Origin of the sequence: Pseudomonas sp. NPDC047961 (assembly GCF_050272435.1) — a bacterium.
In the GTDB taxonomy this organism is placed as follows: Bacteria; Pseudomonadota; Gammaproteobacteria; order Pseudomonadales; family Pseudomonadaceae; genus Stutzerimonas.
In genome coordinates, this window is the sequence record NZ_JBNNMD010000003.1 from 168,065 (window position 1) to 184,206 (window position 16,142).

At 56.0% G+C, this 16,142-nt stretch carries 18 protein-coding genes and 1 tRNA gene; 6 read left to right on the forward strand and 13 right to left on the reverse strand.

What is annotated here, in order from left to right; all coding sequences use genetic code 11:
• The 10 genes from ACQKIK_RS11465 to ACQKIK_RS11510 form a co-directional block, all read right to left on the reverse strand.
• A complete protein-coding gene (locus ACQKIK_RS11465; RefSeq protein WP_499136033.1) occupies positions 1–1,104 on the reverse strand; it encodes a flagellar basal body P-ring protein FlgI in 1,104 nt (367 codons plus the stop codon).
• Positions 1,105–1,117: 13 nt separating this feature from the next.
• On the reverse strand, positions 1,118–1,831 hold the full coding sequence (gene flgH, locus ACQKIK_RS11470; protein ID WP_499136034.1) for a flagellar basal body L-ring protein FlgH: 714 nt from the start codon (positions 1,829–1,831) through the stop codon (positions 1,118–1,120).
• 29 nt (positions 1,832–1,860) lie between these two features.
• Complete coding sequence (flgG, locus tag ACQKIK_RS11475; protein ID WP_046162214.1) at positions 1,861–2,646, reverse strand: flagellar basal-body rod protein FlgG; 786 nt, start codon at positions 2,644–2,646, stop codon at positions 1,861–1,863.
• A gap of 46 nt (positions 2,647–2,692) precedes the next feature.
• Positions 2,693–3,433: a flagellar basal-body rod protein FlgF gene (flgF, locus tag ACQKIK_RS11480; protein WP_045426036.1), complete on the reverse strand. Its 741-nt coding sequence runs from the start codon at positions 3,431–3,433 to the stop codon at positions 2,693–2,695.
• 192 nt (positions 3,434–3,625) lie between these two features.
• Positions 3,626–4,825 (reverse strand): flagellar hook protein FlgE, encoded by a 1,200-nt coding sequence (gene flgE / locus ACQKIK_RS11485; protein WP_499136036.1) that lies wholly within the window; start codon positions 4,823–4,825, stop codon positions 3,626–3,628.
• Positions 4,826–4,856: 31 nt separating this feature from the next.
• Complete coding sequence (gene flgD, locus ACQKIK_RS11490) at positions 4,857–5,537, reverse strand: flagellar hook assembly protein FlgD (RefSeq protein WP_499136037.1); 681 nt, start codon at positions 5,535–5,537, stop codon at positions 4,857–4,859.
• An 18-nt stretch (positions 5,538–5,555) separates the two neighbouring features.
• Positions 5,556–5,999 (reverse strand): flagellar basal body rod protein FlgC, encoded by a 444-nt coding sequence (flgC, locus tag ACQKIK_RS11495; RefSeq protein ID WP_045426028.1) that lies wholly within the window; start codon positions 5,997–5,999, stop codon positions 5,556–5,558.
• Positions 6,000–6,013: 14 nt separating this feature from the next.
• Entirely contained in the window at positions 6,014–6,418 is a 405-nt protein-coding gene (flgB, locus tag ACQKIK_RS11500; RefSeq protein WP_045426025.1) for a flagellar basal body rod protein FlgB, read from the reverse strand.
• A gap of 199 nt (positions 6,419–6,617) precedes the next feature.
• The gene (locus ACQKIK_RS11505; protein ID WP_064482562.1) at positions 6,618–7,442 is read right to left on the reverse strand and encodes a CheR family methyltransferase; all 825 of its coding nucleotides are present in this window, start codon (positions 7,440–7,442) and stop codon (positions 6,618–6,620) included.
• Between the two features lie 37 nt (positions 7,443–7,479).
• Positions 7,480–8,412, reverse strand: coding sequence for a chemotaxis protein CheV (locus ACQKIK_RS11510; RefSeq protein ID WP_046162218.1), 933 nt, complete (start codon positions 8,410–8,412; stop codon positions 7,480–7,482).
• Positions 8,413–8,580: 168 nt separating this feature from the next.
• Between ACQKIK_RS11510 and flgA the strand changes: the two genes are divergently transcribed.
• The 4 genes from flgA to ACQKIK_RS11530 all read left to right on the forward strand — a co-directional run bounded on the left by flgA (position 8,581) and on the right by ACQKIK_RS11530 (position 11,106).
• Positions 8,581–9,333 carry a flagellar basal body P-ring formation chaperone FlgA gene (gene flgA, locus ACQKIK_RS11515; protein WP_499136039.1) on the forward strand — a complete coding sequence of 251 codons (753 nt, stop codon included), beginning with the start codon at positions 8,581–8,583 and terminating at the stop codon, positions 9,331–9,333.
• A 104-nt stretch (positions 9,334–9,437) separates the two neighbouring features.
• Entirely contained in the window at positions 9,438–9,767 is a 330-nt protein-coding gene (gene flgM, locus ACQKIK_RS11520; protein ID WP_045426013.1) for a flagellar biosynthesis anti-sigma factor FlgM, read from the forward strand.
• A 44-nt stretch (positions 9,768–9,811) separates the two neighbouring features.
• Positions 9,812–10,282, forward strand: a complete 471-nt coding sequence (locus ACQKIK_RS11525; RefSeq protein WP_045426010.1) for a flagella synthesis protein FlgN — start codon at positions 9,812–9,814, stop codon at positions 10,280–10,282.
• A 74-nt stretch (positions 10,283–10,356) separates the two neighbouring features.
• Complete coding sequence (locus tag ACQKIK_RS11530; protein ID WP_499136427.1) at positions 10,357–11,106, forward strand: flagellar brake protein; 750 nt, start codon at positions 10,357–10,359, stop codon at positions 11,104–11,106.
• Positions 11,107–11,713: 607 nt separating this feature from the next.
• Here the strand turns inward: ACQKIK_RS11530 and ACQKIK_RS11535 are convergent.
• Positions 11,714–11,790 (reverse strand) — tRNA-Arg (locus ACQKIK_RS11535).
• 502 nt (positions 11,791–12,292) lie between these two features.
• Between ACQKIK_RS11535 and ACQKIK_RS11540 the strand changes: the two genes are divergently transcribed.
• Both ACQKIK_RS11540 and ACQKIK_RS11545 read left to right on the forward strand, forming a co-directional pair.
• A complete protein-coding gene (locus ACQKIK_RS11540) occupies positions 12,293–12,475 on the forward strand; it encodes a PA3371 family protein (RefSeq protein WP_231107993.1) in 183 nt (60 codons plus the stop codon).
• A gap of 208 nt (positions 12,476–12,683) precedes the next feature.
• A complete protein-coding gene (locus tag ACQKIK_RS11545; protein WP_045425999.1) occupies positions 12,684–13,010 on the forward strand; it encodes an Arc family DNA-binding protein in 327 nt (108 codons plus the stop codon).
• 193 nt (positions 13,011–13,203) lie between these two features.
• On the opposite strand, the gene ACQKIK_RS11550 is transcribed toward ACQKIK_RS11545, so the two are convergent.
• Together ACQKIK_RS11550 and oadA are read right to left on the reverse strand one after the other, a co-directional pair.
• Positions 13,204–14,340 (reverse strand): sodium ion-translocating decarboxylase subunit beta, encoded by a 1,137-nt coding sequence (locus ACQKIK_RS11550; RefSeq protein WP_499136041.1) that lies wholly within the window; start codon positions 14,338–14,340, stop codon positions 13,204–13,206.
• A 10-nt stretch (positions 14,341–14,350) separates the two neighbouring features.
• Positions 14,351–16,132: a sodium-extruding oxaloacetate decarboxylase subunit alpha gene (gene oadA, locus ACQKIK_RS11555; RefSeq protein ID WP_499136042.1), complete on the reverse strand. Its 1,782-nt coding sequence runs from the start codon at positions 16,130–16,132 to the stop codon at positions 14,351–14,353.
• Positions 16,133–16,142 lie beyond the last annotated feature (10 nt).

Genomic DNA, 16,142 nt, shown 5'->3' on the forward strand with positions numbered 1-16,142 from the left:
TCAGATAACGATCAGGTCGGCTTGCAGCGCACCGGCTTGCTTGAGCGCTTCGAGGATCGCCATCAGGTCGCTGGGGGCAGCACCTACCTGATTCACGGCGCGGACGATTTCATCGAGCGTGGTGCCAGGGCCGAACTTGAACATCGGTTTGGCCTCCTGCTCAGCCTTCACTTTGGAGTTAGGGACGACGACTGTCTGGCCGTCCGAAAGCGGGTTCGGTTGGCTCACCTGCGGATCTTCCGAAATGGTCACAGTCAGGCTGCCGTGAGTAACAGCTGCAGGTTGAACTCGGACGTTCTGACCGATCACGATGGTGCCGGTGCGCGAATTGATGATGACCTTTGCGACCGCCTGGCCCACGTCCACTTCCAGATTTTCCAGGATGGACAGGTAATCCACACGTTGGCTTGGATCCAGCGGTGCCGTGATGCTGATCGAGCCACCATCGAGTGCCTGAGCCACGCCTGGGCCGAGCAGCTCATTGATATGATCGACAACGTTCTTGGCGGTAGTGAAGTCGGGGCGATTGAGATTCATCGTCAGGGTCGTACCCTGGTTGAATGCGCTCGGCACTGGCCGCTCCACCGTCGCCCCTCCAGGGATCCGACCGGCCGACGGGATGTTGACGGTGATCCGCGAACCATCCGCGCCGCCCGCATCGAAACCACCAACCACCAGGTTGCCCTGGGCAATGGCGTAGACGTTTCCGTCAATCCCTTTAAGCGGTGCCATCAACAGACTGCCGCCGCGCAGGCTTTTGGCGTTACCGATCGACGAAACGGTGATATCGATCGTCTGGCCCGGCTTGGCGAACGGCGGAAGCTCGGCGTGTATCGACACAGCCGCCACGTTTTTCAGCTGAACGTTGCCGCCCGCGGGCACCTTGATACCAAACTGCGCCATCATGTTATTGAAGGTCTGCACCGTGAAAGGCGTTTGGGTCGTCTGGTCGCCGCTGCCGTTCAAACCAACCACAAGACCGTAACCGATCAGCTGGTTGCTACGTACGCCTTGAATGGTGGCGATGTCCTTCAACCGCTCGGCATGGGCAGGAAGCACTGCAAAGCAAAGCAAGGCAATCAGAATCGAGCTGAACAGTTTCATTGCCTGCACCTGCTTAGAACGGCCACAACGGGCTGATGAAGAAACGGTCCAGCCAACCTGGCTGGCTGGCATCGGCAAAGGCGCCGGTGCCAGAATAGGTAATGCGAGCATCAGCGATACGGGTCGACGGGACGGTGTTGTCGGTGGCGATATCGTCCGAACGTACCAAACCGGCAATTCGCACCAGCTCATCGCCCGTATTGAGCGTCATCCATTTTTCTCCACGGATCGCTAGGATGCCGTTAGGCAGCACGTCCGACACGGTCACTGTGATCGAACCGGAGAGACTGTTGCTCTGCCCGGCCTGACCGGAACCGGATGTATCACGTGACGCATCGTATTCCGCACCCAGGCTCAGCTTGTCGCCGGTAAGCAGACCGCTGCCGGCCAGCGGATTGGCCATCGAAACGGCGCCGCCAAAGAGAGACCCGAGCCCGATGTTGGCACTGCTGTCCTTGGAGATTTTCGAGTTTGAATTTTTGCTGGCCTGTGTCTTCTCGTTGAGCGTGACGGTGATGATGTCGCCAACGCGGTAGGCCTTCCGATCGTCGTAGAAATTAGTCTCGAAGCCCGCCTGGTAGATCGCCCCGTTGTTCTGCGCAGCAGGCAGCGGTGTGCGCGGCAGAACTGGCGAGTAGTAAGGATCGTTAGGCTTCGGAGCTGGCGCCACGCAACCAGACACAATCACGGCGGACACCAGCGGAAGGACAATCAACAAGCGGCGCATATTCACCTCAATCCAGCGGCTGACAGCGGTTAAAGCTGCTGGGTAACAAAGGACAGCATCTGGTCGGCCGTGGAGATGACTTTCGAGTTCATCTCATAGGCGCGCTGAGTGGTGATCATGTTCACCAGCTCCTCGACCACACTGACGTTGGAGTTTTCCAAGGTGTTTTGCAGCACGGTACCCAGGCCATTGAGACCAGGTGTACTGACTTGTGGCGCACCGCTTGCGGCGGTTTCCAGAAACAGGTTGCTGCCCATCGCCTGCAGACCAGCCGGGTTTACGAAGTCAGCGGTCTGGATGTTGCCAATGATTTGTGGTGCCGGGTTACCCAGCGTTGTGACGGAAACAGTGCCGTCCTCGCCCACGGTGAATGTCTGCGTTTCCGGCGGCACGACAATCGCCGGCTCCAGTGAGTAACCGTTCGAGGTCACGATCTGGCCTTCTGCGTTCAGATGGAAACTGCCGTCACGCGAGTAGGAAACTGTGCCGTCGGGCAGCAGCACCTGAAAGAAGCCACGGCCGTTGATTGCCATGTCGAGCGGCTGTTCGGTGGTCTGCAGACTGCCGGCGGTGAACTGCTTCTGCGTACCGACGATCCGCACACCGGTACCCAATTGCAGACCCGATGGCAGCTCACTGTCCTGGCTGGACTGGCCACCAGGCTGGCGGCGGATCTGATATAGCAAGTCCTGAAACTCAGCCCGATCTTTCTTGAAGCCGGTGGTCGAGACGTTGGCCAGGTTGTTGGAAATGGTGGTCAGGTTCATATCCTGCGCGGACAGACCGGTCTTACTCACCCACAGTGCTGGAAGCATGTCGTTCTCCTATGGCGCCGGAATCTGGTCGCGCCGACTAGTTTGATTAGCTGATCTGCAAGACTCGGGCCGCAGCGGCACCATCTTCTTCGGCAGTACGCATCATTTTCACGTGCAGCTCGAACTGCCGGGACAGAGCCAGCATCGATGTCATCTCGGCAACAGCGTTGACGTTACTTGCCTCAAGGAAGCCTGAGGTCACACGAACCGCGGCGTCAGCCTCGACAGGCTGTCCATCCTTCATACGTATAAGGCCGTCGGTGCCCTTCTCCAGCTGCTTGAGATCAGGGTTGACCAGCTTGAGACGATCGACGGTTACCACTACGTTCGGATCTTCACCCAGCGCACGGATGCTGATTGAGCCGTCAGCGCCGATCTCCACTTTCTCTTCCGGTGGCACGGCAATCGGCCCGGCGTTGCCGAGCACCGGCAAACCATCGCCGGTCCGGAGCATGCCGAGTGTGTCGATGTTCAGGCTGCCAGTACGGGCATAGGCTTCGCTGCCGTCAGGCGCCTGCACGGCAATCCAGCCATCCCCTTCGATCGCAACGTCCAGATCCCGACCTGTCTCTTGCAAGGTGCCGGAGCTGAAGTCCGTACCCGGCCGCTCGGTCATGGCATACACACGTGCTGGAAAAGTGTCGCCAAAGACCTGCATGGAGCGCGCCTGCTCGAAGTCACGCCGGAAGCCCGTGGTCGAGATGTTTGCCAGGTTGTTGGCATGCGCCTGCTGGGCTTGAGCGTTCTGGCTCGCTCCCGTCATCGCCACATAAAGCATCTTGTCCATGGAACCTCCGCTGCACCCGAATTGACACTAATCAGACTTATGTAGCGAAACAAAGCAAGCCATGTGCCAACCAGTAAACCAAGGCTTAAACCTTTGAAATACAAAACCTTTTCTAACAAAAAAAAGGCCCCGGAGGGCCTTCTGAAAACGAAGCGGCAGTTTCCCGCCGCCCCGCGCAGTGCTAGGTAGCAATTACCGCAGATTGATGATCGTCTGGGTAATCGCGCTTTCTGTTTCGATGGTCTTGGCGTTCGCCTGGTAGTTACGCTGCGCCACGATCAGGTTGACGAGCTGATCTGAAAGCTCGACGTTGGAGTCTTCGAGAGCCCCTGATTGCAACGCACCGAGCGTACCGGTTCCTGGCGGGTTACGAACAGGCTCACCGGAATCCAAGGACTGCACCCATTGAGTCTTACCTACCGGAGTAAGCCCTTGAACGTTCGCAAAGTTCGCCAAAACAACCTGCCCTTGCACCTTAGACTGCCCATTCGTATACCGAGCAAAGATCTTTCCGTCATCGCCAATTTCGAGACCCGCCAAATCGCCGGTCGTGTAACCATCCTGCGCAACACTATTAACAGCAAAAGCGCTCGCGTATTGCGTAGCTTCTTTCATATCAAGACTAAAAACTGCCGGAGTAACAGCTCCATTGGCAAGAGGCCAGCTATAATTTTTTTGTGCGGGGGGCACAATTTTTCCTGACGTATCGAAATTTAACAGATCAAATCCGGCTGCACCCACACCGTCTAGAGAGCTGTGCATTTCCCACTGATTAGGAGCTGCCTTAACAAAGTACTGGGTTAGAACGTGAGAATTACCCAGCGAGTCGTAGACTCTAGTCGATGTTGACGAATTGTAAGTAGAGGGATCAGCACTATCAAAACCTATAGCTGGCGGACTATCGCTGGAATTGAGGTTGAAGGCCTGATCCATCTTAGTCGTCGCTTTCGGCTCTTGGCTCGTCGCTTGTATTTTTAAATTCTGAAGATCTTTTCCCAGCACACCATCAGTAGCTGAATAGCCTCGCAAGTTATATCCAAAGTTATCAACCAAAAAACCATCCTTGTCAGTTCCGAAATAACCAGCGCGCGTATAACTTAACGCACCATTATTGCTAACCTCGAAGAAACCATTCCCATTTATTGCGAGATCTAACGCGTTCTGGGTATAGTTGACATTGCCTTGATTGAACTGCTGTGAAATGTTCGAAAGCAAAACTCCACTGCCAACGGGGTTTTTGCCGGTCCCCATTACTGACGCTGCGTACACATCCGAGAACTCCGCCCGCGACTGCTTGAAGCCCGCCGTGCCAGCGTTGGCAATGTTGTTACCCGTGACATTGAGGTCTTTGCTGGCGGCACGCATGCCGCTAAGGCCGATATTGAACGACATGAATTGCTCCTGTTACCGGGCGCGCCGGTAGTTACTGACCGATAACCTGGACTTGAGATAGCCCGATGCTGCCGACACCGGCCAGATTGAGCTGAAGCTCACCGCCGTTTTGTCCGAGAGTGACGCTGTCTACGTTGGCAGGAAGCAAGGTGTACAACCCCTTCGTCTCGCCTTGATAAGTGGCTTGCGCCTCAAATCGATAGGTACCCGGCGGCAAGGTTTTGCCGCTCGAGTCTTTGCCATCCCATATAAACGAAACATTGCCAGCTTCCTGCTGACCCATGTTGATCCGATTCACTACCGTACCGGCGCTGTCATAGACGTTGACCGCCACGTTGCTGCTGGTTGTCGGGAGAACGATGCTGGCCTTGAAGGTTTCGCTGGTATCCACAACGGCTTTATCGGTTGGCACGATTACTTTGCGGCCGACGAGTGACGATGCTTGCAGCGCCTGGGATGACTGATACCCGGACAGCATGGTTTCCATGCTCGAGTTCAGTTTTTCCACGCCTTCAACGGTGCTGAACTGTGCCAGCTGCGCGATGAACTCACCGTTCTCTTGCGGCTCCAGCGGGTTCTGGTTGTTCAGCTGAGTAACCAGCAACTCAAGAAACTCGTTTTTGCCGAGGTCGTTGCTTTTTACTTCGCGATCTTTGATCTGGTATTGGTCAAGTACCGAGCCGGTACCGCTGACGCCGCCTGTCGTGCTCATGGCTATATCTCGTAGTGGTTACTGGCCCAGGGTCAGTACTTTCTGCAACATGGTTTTGGCTGTATTCATCAGCTCAGCATTGGTTTGAAACGACCGGCTGGCAGAAATCATGTCGGCCATTTCTTCAACGACATTGACGTTCGGGTAATACACGTAGCCTTCGGCATTCGCCGCCGGATGGCTGGGCTCGTACCGGGCTTGCAGTTCGCTCTGGTCTTCCACCACTCCCAGCACCTGCACGCCTGCCCCTGCCTGGTCCTGCTCAGCGAACAACGACTCGTTCGGCGACCCGTTGGCCTGCTGCAGTACGGTTGCGAACACGGGGTGACGCGCGCGATAAGTCTGATCGACGCTAGACGACACCGTTTCGGCGTTAGCAATGTTGCTGGAAATGGTGTTGAGACGAGTGCTCTGGGCACTCATGCCGCTGCCGGCGATGCTGAATACACTGCTGAGGGACATCGTTTTTGCTCCTTTTATTCGCCGCGCAGGGCGCTCATGAGCCCCCGGAATTTACTGTTGAGCAATGTGAAACTTGCCTGAAAGTCGATAGCATTCTCGGCATAGGCCGCTTGCTCAACCTGGGCATCAACAGTGTTTTGGTCGAGCGAAGCGTGCGCCGGCGTGCGGAAACGCAAGCCGGGATCGGCAATCTCCATGCCTTCGGCGGCAATATGCTTGCTGCTGGTCACGGCCACGCCGAATCCGCCCTGGTTCTTGCTGTTTTGCGCAGCAAGCACCGAGCTGAAATCCAAATCACGCGCTTTGTAGTTAGGGGTGTCAGCGTTGGCAATGTTGTTGGCAAGCACCTCGGCACGCTGAGCGCGAAAACCGAGCGCCTTCTCATGGATGCCGAGTGCCTTGTCGAAACTGATGCTCATGATCTAGCCCTTTGCCGGGTACAAGTCTGCTTAGCAAACTCACAGCAAAGCCCATGCCATTTCGGCAACTGACTGATTTATAAGCTTTTTACGAAGAGTGGATTGGACTAGGCGTCAAAAGCGGCAAAGCGTCACCTATGTTTTTGCCGCTCATCCAGCCCATAGCGACAGATTCCTGCCGCCTTTTGCTATGAAACCATTACTTTGCTTTGTAGATGATGCCCGGGCTGCATTGCACCATCTGATAGAGCTCAGGAAGACCGTTCAGCGCTTCTGATGCTCCCAGAAAGAGGTATCCGCCTGGCTTCAACGTCGCGTGGATTCGTTTGAGGATGTCTTTCTTTACATCAGCAGAAAAATAAATCAGCACGTTGCGGCAGAACACCACATCGAACTTGCCGAGCACTGCATAGCTGTCGAGAAGGTTCTGCACCCGAAACTCAACACGACTACGAATTGCCGGCTTAACCACCCAACGACCCGGGCTTTTCACCTCGAAATGACGCTGCAGCCGCTCACTGGATAAACCTCGAGCGATAGCGAGACTGTCATATTCGGCTGCCTTCGATGCAGCAAGCATGGCGCCTGACAATTCAGTAGCCACGATCTGAACTGCCGTTTTCGGCTGGCTAGGACTACTGCGCTCGTACTCGTCGATGGTCATCGACAGCGAGTAAGGCTCTTGCCCTGATGAACAAGCCGCCGACCAGATACGCAAGCGCTGTCCCGGCGCGTTTTTCAGCAGCTCAGGCAGAACGCGGTTTTTCATCACCTCAAAAGGATAGGTGTCACGAAACCAGAGCGTCTCGTTGGTTGTCATGGCGTCCACGACCTGCTCGCGCAGGCCGCTACGTGGCTGGGACTGAATCTTCCTGACCAAATCGCCAAGCGTTTTGAGCCCTTGCTGCTCCATAAGCTTGTTCAACCTGCTGGACACCAGGTACTGCTTGTTGCTGCCCAGCAGAATGCCGCACGTCTTCTCGAGGAATATTCGGAACTGATCGAAATCCGGATCACCTGACACTAATAATGCCCACCAGTCATATTAAGAGGACGAAGCCTCAATTCTTATCCGTAGTCCGGATCCGCTCTATCACTCGATTGGCCAGATCATCTGCCTGAAACTTGGCGAGAAAATCGTCCGCTCCGACCCGCTTGACCATGCTCTGGTTGAACACACCGGAAAGCGAAGTATGCAGCAGAATATGCATATCACGCATAGCCGGATCCTGACGAACCTCCGTCGTCAGGGTGTAACCATCCATTTCTGGCATTTCGATATCGGAAATCATCATTATGAATTCGTCAGACGGCTTCTTGCCCTCCGCTACAAGCTTCCGCAGATAGGTGAGCGCCTGCCGCCCATCATTGTGCGCAACGACCTCGATTCCCAGATTTTGTAGACAACGCATGATCTGCTTTCGCGCCACAGACGAGTCATCGACAATCAGTACCCGGCTGGTTGACGCCTTGTTACTGGTTGCCTCGTCCGCAATGCTGACCGAGAGCACTTCGGACACCGGCGCCACTTCGGCGAGTATCTTTTCAACGTCGATGATTTCCACCATCTGTTGATCTACATGAGTCACGGCCGTCAAATAATGGTCGTGCCCAACACCCTTAGGCGGCGGAAGAATGTCTTCCCAGTTCATGTTGACTATCCGCTCCACCGAGCGGACCAGAAAACCAAGCACCTTGGTGTTGTATTCGACAATGATGGCAAAGCTATTCGGCAAATCCTGTAGCACTGGCTTTCCGGTAGCAGCGGACAGATCGAGGATAGAAAGCGTGCTTCCCCGAATGTTCGCCACCCCTCTCACCACCGGGCTCGACCGAGGCATGACCGTGAGCCGAGGGCACTGCAGCACCTCTTTGACCTTGAACACGTTGATGCCATAAAGCTGTTTGCCGTCCAGTCTGAACAGCAGCAGCTCCAGACGGTTCTGTCCCACCAGCTGCGTACGCTGGTTAACCGAATCCAATACACCGGCCATGCCAGTTTCCTCTTGCGTGTGAGATGGGCGGGCAGACATCTGTAGCTCAGACTATCTGGCGCTGAAGTGGCATGCATTACTAACACGGGTTTGCAAAGTACCTGTCTCGCCTGCCCAGTCAGTTTCTGAATGGCTAACAAACGGCACGTCCCTTGCTTCAACCAAGACATGAGCAGACAGACGACTTTTTTCCGGCATCCGTGCAAGACGCTTTTCCAAACGTTTCTATTGGCGACTCTGTGCGGGCTGAGTCAGCTGGCTGACTCAGCAAGCTTTACGCGACCTGAACAGCTTATCGACGCGACCCGCGCTTTTCTTGAGCAGGAAGTAACTGACTATTTACAGCGTAGTCAAATTCAGGCGCGCTACGAGATCGAGCTGAACAGGCTGGACCCGCGCCTCCGGCTAGCGGCCTGCGATCAAGAATTGACGACCAGACTCGAAAGCCCGGCACAACCCGTTGGTCGCATTACCGTGCGAGTTAGCTGTGAAGCTGCTTCGCCCTGGTCCGTTTTCGTCCCTGCACAGGTCCATTTGTTCCGCGAGGTAATCGTAGCCAAACGACCCCTGGCCCGAGAAAGTGTCGTAGAGCTAGCCGATGTCACCCTTGCCGAGCGCGACGTCAGCTTGCTCAATCAAGGCTATCTAACCTCGTTCGACCAAGTGCTGGGCAATAAGATTACCCGCAGCGCCCTCCCCGACCAGGTGCTACCTCCAACCTATTTATCCGCAGCTGAAATAGTCCGCAAAGGCGACCAGGTGGTAATCAGCGCGAAAAACTCTACGATAAATGTAAGAATGCCTGGTGAGGCACTGTCCGACGGCGCGCTTGGCTCTCAGATCAGAGTCAAAAACCAGCGCTCCGGACGAACCATCAAAGCCCGCGTCGTTGGTCCCGGGCAGGTAGAAGTCGCAATGTGAAGTCGGGCGCCGCTACGCCAGCCGCCCATATGAAAAAAGACTAAAGTTTTATTTGGATTTGCCGAAAAGCAGGCAAGCGTCCTGACTTATTCGAGGTTTCGATCATGGTTATCGATTTCAATCGGCCCAACAGCGCCGTCAATTCAACCAGCAATGGGCGTAGCAGCAACGTCCAGAACACTGAGCGACCAACGGCTCAGCAGCCCTCCACTGACGAAGCAAAGACCACCGGCAACAGCCCGGTATCGGGGGAGAGCGTTCAGCTGAGCCCCGAAGCCCAGCGCCTTCAGCAGACCACCGAGAAGTTGAACCAGCAGCCCGCCGTTGATCAAGAGCGTGTTGCTCAGATCAAGCAGGCAATCGCCGATGGTAGCTATCAGGTGGACAGCCAGCGAGTGGCATCGAAGCTACTGTCGTTCGAAAGCCAGCGCTGAGCCTGACACCAATGCGAGCGGGCGTGAGTGCAACAGAGGCCACTATGCTAGATTCCGAATTGCTCCAGCAGCTGACCAACGATATCGACACCGCCAGAACGCTACGCGAGCTCACCGACGCGGAATATCTGGCGCTGTCTGAGCGTAATCTCGGTGGACTGGAGCAGCTGCTCACGCAAAAGCAGGCACTGCTGGCACTTTTGGGCCAACACGGCACACTACGCAGCCAGGCATTAGCTAGGGCACAGCTGAGCGCCGACCGGAACGGCTTGGCACAGTTTGCCGCAGCTTCGGAGATAGGCGGCGAGATTCTTGCCCAGGCAGAACAGCTGGAGATCATCCTTGAGGACTGCCGCAAAGCCAATGAACGCAATGGCAAGCTTATCCGGGCCAACCAGAGCGCCGTAGGCACCATGCTGCAAATACTGCAAGGCACCTCCCAGACCCCGGACGTTTATGATCGCCGGGGAGCTGCCGCCAAAAGCACTCATCATCGCCCGCTCAGCCAGGCCTGAACCATCCGCAGCCGCGTAGCATCAAAGTGCTATCATTGGACTGTCGTCGTTACATGCCGGAGAGCAACGCCAAAGTGTCTAGTCCTTTCGCCGAGGGAGAAGGCCCTCAGCCCCCTCAGATACTCAAGACTCCAGTCGAAATTCAGGCAAATTTACGCCCCCTGCTGGATAACCATATCCCACTGCAGGTCCGTTTTGCCGAGCGCGCTCAGCGGTACCAGACTTACCTGGTAGAGATAAACCGCGAAAAGGGCTGGCTTGCGTTAGACGAGCTAATACCTAGCGATGGTGAGCGACTGATGGAGTTAGGAGAAGCTTTCCAAATTGAAGGCTTTTACGAGGGCGTGCGAATTGCTTGGAATAATCCACATCCGGTTCATGTTGGCGAACTGGACGATGCGCGATGCTATTGGGCTCACCTGCCAGACGAAATTCTCTACCACCAGCGGCGAAACGCCTATCGCGCCACACTGAGCGGGCAGCCAATCGCAGCGCAACTGAACGGAAAGACGATCAGGAAACCCCTGGCGGGCAAGGTCCTGGACATGTCCGCAACAGGTTGCAAGCTGAGCTTCCCAGGGAATCTACAAGCTGGCCTACAGCCCGGCCAAGTCTATGATCAACTTTCCGTAGACTTGCCTTTCGGCGCCATAACAACCGCAGCTGAGCTGCGCCACGTTATCTACGATGAGAAACTTGATCTGACGTTCTGCGGGATACGCTTCCATCGAATCAGCGGTTTAACGCAGAGACAGGTTGAACGGTTCGTCTATCAGCTACAACGCGAAGCCCGACGTGATCAGGTGACCGACCGCTTTAGTTGATACAGCAACACGCACGCTACTGATCGGCGTTCATCAAAAGCCACCCTCTCTACCCGGCACCTACTCGTCAGCTCGCGACCAAAGCAAACGGCGAGTGAGTCTGCGCAGAAAACGACAGCGCAAAACGCCGGCTCGTATTGATAGCTGACCCTATGCACGGTGTGATTAGCTAGAGGCTCGAATGTTGAGCCAGCGACCATCTTCATATGCCCCCGCAAACGCGTCCCCGCACGTCCAGACCACCTTGGAAGGCCTGAACTATCGCGCAGTCGGTACGTGTCGATGGCGCCTGCAGTCGGCTGAGACAGAGATCGACCCGATCGGTGGCAGCATAGACGATGGCAATGGCACGCCTTCTACGAAACATGCCAGCTGCATGAGAGGACCCGCTGGCTCGCGGTCCGCTATGGAGCCGCCGAGCGTCCGTGCAGCTGTGACACTGCAGTAGGCACGTAGGTCTAGCACTAAGCGCCAGCTGTGAGGATAGGCCGGAACGGAGGGGCCGAAGCCGGCTTCAATCAGCACGGAAATGTGCCATCGAAGCAGACCCAAAGGCAATGACTTGCAGGAGCTGTCCATCTAGGCCAGGGGGCTAAATGCTCCTATGTGGCGTCCCAGGCGAGGTTCGAACTCACAACCTTCCCCTTAGGAGGGGGATGCTCTATCCAATTGAGCTACTGGGACACGCGGGCGGCAGCATGTTAGCGACCATTGGCTCGTTTGTCATGCCCGCCCCACTTATAAAGCAGCAACGCCCAATGGCTGACGATGACAGCACACACCACCCATTGCATTTTGCATGAACGAGAAGCGGAAATCTTGCAAAGCGCATTGGCCAAATCTGAAAATAACTGATAAATCATTGATATATAACAGTTATTTACCAACAACCTGTTGGCACGAGAGGTGCTTAATTACCTGACCGTAACGCGAAGGAGACGCCGATGCCACGCCCAGCCTACCTACTCAGCACCGCCCTTTTGGCCGCTGTCGCAATTCCGCTGCTTGAGACCATGCCAACAACGGACCTTATGAAGACAGCATCGACCCCCTCCCAGGTGACCACACCTAGGCTTTCTGTGCCGGCAAGCACCATTAGCAGCAGCGCGCAAAGCAAGCCCGTTCAGGCACAGCGCTGGATTTTCTAGACCAAGATGGCTGCATGCAGGCTTTATCGGAGATGAAAATGTCTATTTACGGATATCTATTCCTTGCGCTTGGCATGCTGTGCGGCGCCCTGAGTATCGGCTCAACCCTTCCTGAGTTCTGGGATACGCTTGTCACAGGCGGCACAGTGCTATTCGCGGTGCTGTTTACGATTACGCTGCTGCTAGGTCGGCGAATCAAATTCGACCCAGTGCTGCGCTAGCGACGCAGACGAGATAAGCGCTGGATCACAATAAAGGCTATTGGCCACCACAGAGCCTTTACTCCTACTTTTGTCGCCGTATAATTGGCGCCATTAAGTTGTCCAGCATCTTTTTCGCAGGTCGTGGAACAGCATGTGCTGTTTGGTGTCAGACCGGTGACTAGAACGGCAATAAGCCACCATCGCCCACCTGACTAACCGGTTTAATATGCGCCCAATGAAGCAGGCAGTTTACTCCAGCCGCACGGCTGACAAATTCGTGGTTCGGCTCCCAGACGGAATGCGAGAGCGCATTGCAGAGGTTGCGCGGAACCACCATCGAAGCATGAACTCCGAGATCATTGCTCGCCTAGAGCAAAGCCTTCTTCAAGAAGGTGCGCTTGATGACGATTCCGCAATGCGCCTGGACAGCCCGGAACTGTCGCTGCATGAGCGCGAACTGCTGCAACGCTTTCGCCAGCTGGCCCACCGCCAGCAAAACGCACTGATCGCCCTTATCGCGCAGGATGCCGAAGCTGCGAAAGAAGAAGATTGAATCCGTTCAGTACTGACGACTAGCGCAAACCGCCCTGACAGCACGACAGAGCAGTTTGCATTTGGTAAGACGCATTGTTAGCCACCTTGGCGATAGGGTGGATTTACTAGCAACATGAAACGAAAATGCCTACGCCTTATCAGCGTAGGCATTTTCTCGTGTCTCTTTCCCACGCCACGCATCAGCAGTGGCGCTAGCCTACAAAGCTAAGCAGAACGCCCGCCGCAACAGCCGAGCCAATCACCCCTGCTACGTTCGGGCCCATGGCATGCATGAGTAGGAAGTTCTGAGCATTCGCCTCAAGCCCGACCTTGTTCGATACTCTCGCCGCCATTGGCACTGCCGAAACGCCGGCCGACCCAATCAGCGGGTTGATCTTGTTCGCGCTGAACATGTTCATGACCTTGGCCATCAGCACGCCCGCCGCCGTACCGCCACAGAAGGCAACCATTCCGAGCAGCAAGATCCCAAGGGTTTTCATCTGCAGGAAGGCTTCTGCGGACAGCTTAGAGCCAACAGTCAGCCCCAACGCGATGGTCACGATGTTTATCAGCGCGTTACGTGAGGTGTCGGCCAGACGATCCACGACCCCGCACTCGCGCAACAGGTTACCAAAGGCGAACATGCCTACTAGCGGCGCGGCATCCGGCAGTAGCAAACCCACCAGCAGAGCAAGCATGAGCGGAAAGACGATCTTTTCTGCCTGACCGACATGGCGCAGCTGCGTCATGACAATGGCGCGTTCTTCCTTGGTCGTCAGCGCTCGCATGATGGGTGGCTGAATCAACGGAACCAGCGCCATGTAAGAGTAGGCCGCAACAGCGATCGGCCCCAGCAGATGCGGCGCGAGCTTTGCCGTAACGAAGATTGAAGTGGGGCCGTCTGCACCGCCAATGATCGCAATCGAAGCAGCCTCACGCAGTGTGAATTCCATCCCCGGAACCCCCATTGCCGCAAGTGACAGAGCACCAAGCAAGGTGGCGAAGATACCGAATTGCGCCGCCGCACCGAGCAGCAGAGTCTTGGGGTTAGCCAGCATTGGACCGAAGTCTGTCATGGCGCCGACGCCCATGAATATCAACAACGGGAACACACTGGTCGGCAGACCCACTTCATAGAACAGGTGGAGGATGCCCGCACCCTCGGCCATGTTGGCAACGGGAATATTGGCAAGCACGCCGCCAAATCCGATTGGGATCAGCAGCAAGGGTTCGAACCCCTTGCGAATTGCCAGATAGATCAGCCCCAGACACACCACGATCATCAGCAGCTGACCGGGCTCTATATGATAAAGACCAGTGCTGTGCCACAGCTTGAGCAACTTATCCATGCAGCGCTCCTTAAGCGATGGTCAGCAGGCTATCGCCCACCGACACCGCGTCGCCGACCTTAACGTTCACACCTGAAACGGTGCCGGCTTTGAACGCACGGATTTCAGTTTCCATCTTCATGGCTTCGAGGATGATCACCAGATCTCCTTCCTGAACCAGCTGACCGGGCTGCACGAGAACCTTAAAGATATTGCCAGCTAACGGAGCCGGTTGAGGTTCGCCTGTACCAGACGCCGGCGCGCTAGCGACCGTCGACGGGACGGCCGAGCCACTGCCAACAGCCTTGATGCCCTCGATGTCGCCGCCTTCATTGACCTGAACGACGAAGGACTTGCCGTTGACTTCGACGGTGTAGACCTCGGGTACGCCCGCTTCCCGTGGCGCTTGCTCCTTGCCGGTCGGCACCGGCTCGAAAGCAGAGGCGTTGCCTCGGTTTTCAAGGAACTTAAGGCCGATCTGAGGAAACAACGCATAGGTGAGGACGTCATCAATCTCGTTCTCGGCCAGCTTGATGCCTTTTTCCAGCGCCAACCCCTTCAGCTCGGCCGTTAGCTTCTCCATTTCCGGCTGCAGCAGGTCGGCCGGGCGGCAGGTGATGACATCTGCACCGTCGAGGACGCGCTGCTGCAGTTCGACATTGAACGGGGCTGGTGCCGCTCCGTACTCGCCCTTGAGGATACCTGCGGTTTCCTTGGTAATAGATTTGAAGCGCTCACCAGTGAGCACGTTTATGACGGCCTGGGTACCGACGATTTGCGAGGTCGGCGTTACCAACGGAATGAACCCCAGATCTTCACGAACGCGAGGAATCTCGGCGAGCACCTCATCGAACTTGTCGAGTGCGCCCTGCTCCTTTAATTGGCCCTCCATATTGGTCAGCATGCCACCCGGCACTTGAGCCACAAGGATGCGCGAGTCGACGCCCTTGAGCGTGCCTTCGAACTTTGCGTACTTCTTGCGCACCTCGCGGAAGTACGCAGCGATCTCTTCCAGCAGCAGCAGATCGAGCCCGGTATCACGCTCGGTGCCCTGGAAAATCGCCACCACCGACTCGGTTGGCGAATGTCCATAGGTCATTGAGAGGGAGGAAATGGCTGTATCGACATTATCGATGCCCGCCTCGACCGCTTTGAGAATGGAAGCTGTGGAAAGGCCCGCCGTGGCGTGACACTGCATATGGATCGGAATGGACAGGCTTGCCTTCAAGCGCGAGACCAGCTCATAGGCCATATACGGCGTGAGAATGCCGGCCATGTCCTTGATCGCCACCGAGTCGGCACCCATGTCCTCGATCTGCTTGGCCAGGTCGACCCACATTTCCAGGGTATGCACCGGGCTGGTGGTGTAGGAAATGGTACCTTGCGCATGCTTGCCCTGCAGCTTGACCGCGCGCAGAGCGGTTTCCAGGTTGCGTGGATCGTTCATCGCATCGAACACACGGAACACATCGACGCCGTTAGCCGCAGCTCGCTCGACGAACTTTTCAACCACATCATCGGCGTAATGCCGATAGCCCAGCAGGTTCTGGCCACGCAGCAGCATTTGCTGCCGAGTGTTGGGCATCGCCTTCTTCAGTTCGCGGATGCGCTCCCAGGGATCTTCGCCCAGATAACGAATGCAAGAATCAAAGGTTGCCCCGCCCCAGGACTCGACCGACCAGAAGCCAACCTGATCGAGCTTGCCGGCAATCGGTAGCATGTCTTCAAGGCGAACGCGGGTAGCCAGAATGGATTGATGCGCATCACGAAGCACCACATCGGTAATGCCGAGCGGCTGTTTGACAGATGTCATGAAGGGAACT

What these genes read in the sequence shown, in the direction of transcription:
- flgG (WP_046162214.1), bottom strand. Translation starts at nt 2,646, where the DNA reads ATGCTTCCAGCACTGTGGGTGAGTAAGACCGGTCTGTCCGCGCAGGAT.
- flgB (WP_045426025.1), bottom strand. Translation starts at nt 6,418, where the DNA reads ATGAGCATCAGTTTCGACAAGGCACTCGGCATCCATGAGAAGGCGCTC.
- flgA (WP_499136039.1), top strand. Translation starts at nt 8,581, where the DNA reads ATGAGCAGACAGACGACTTTTTTCCGGCATCCGTGCAAGACGCTTTTC.
- flgM (WP_045426013.1), top strand. Translation starts at nt 9,438, where the DNA reads ATGGTTATCGATTTCAATCGGCCCAACAGCGCCGTCAATTCAACCAGC.
- ACQKIK_RS11540 (WP_231107993.1), top strand. Translation starts at nt 12,293, where the DNA reads ATGTCTATTTACGGATATCTATTCCTTGCGCTTGGCATGCTGTGCGGC.
- flgC (WP_045426028.1), bottom strand. Translation starts at nt 5,999, where the DNA reads ATGTCCCTCAGCAGTGTATTCAGCATCGCCGGCAGCGGCATGAGTGCC.
- ACQKIK_RS11545 (WP_045425999.1), top strand. Translation starts at nt 12,684, where the DNA reads ATGCGCCCAATGAAGCAGGCAGTTTACTCCAGCCGCACGGCTGACAAA.
- oadA (WP_499136042.1), bottom strand. Translation starts at nt 16,132, where the DNA reads ATGACATCTGTCAAACAGCCGCTCGGCATTACCGATGTGGTGCTTCGT.
- ACQKIK_RS11550 (WP_499136041.1), bottom strand. Translation starts at nt 14,340, where the DNA reads ATGGATAAGTTGCTCAAGCTGTGGCACAGCACTGGTCTTTATCATATA.
- ACQKIK_RS11525 (WP_045426010.1), top strand. Translation starts at nt 9,812, where the DNA reads ATGCTAGATTCCGAATTGCTCCAGCAGCTGACCAACGATATCGACACC.
- flgD (WP_499136037.1), bottom strand. Translation starts at nt 5,537, where the DNA reads ATGAGCACGACAGGCGGCGTCAGCGGTACCGGCTCGGTACTTGACCAA.
- ACQKIK_RS11510 (WP_046162218.1), bottom strand. Translation starts at nt 8,412, where the DNA reads ATGGCCGGTGTATTGGATTCGGTTAACCAGCGTACGCAGCTGGTGGGA.
- flgH (WP_499136034.1), bottom strand. Translation starts at nt 1,831, where the DNA reads ATGCGCCGCTTGTTGATTGTCCTTCCGCTGGTGTCCGCCGTGATTGTG.
- flgE (WP_499136036.1), bottom strand. Translation starts at nt 4,825, where the DNA reads ATGTCGTTCAATATCGGCCTTAGCGGCATGCGTGCCGCCAGCAAAGAC.
- ACQKIK_RS11465 (WP_499136033.1), bottom strand. Translation starts at nt 1,104, where the DNA reads ATGAAACTGTTCAGCTCGATTCTGATTGCCTTGCTTTGCTTTGCAGTG.
- flgF (WP_045426036.1), bottom strand. Translation starts at nt 3,433, where the DNA reads ATGGACAAGATGCTTTATGTGGCGATGACGGGAGCGAGCCAGAACGCT.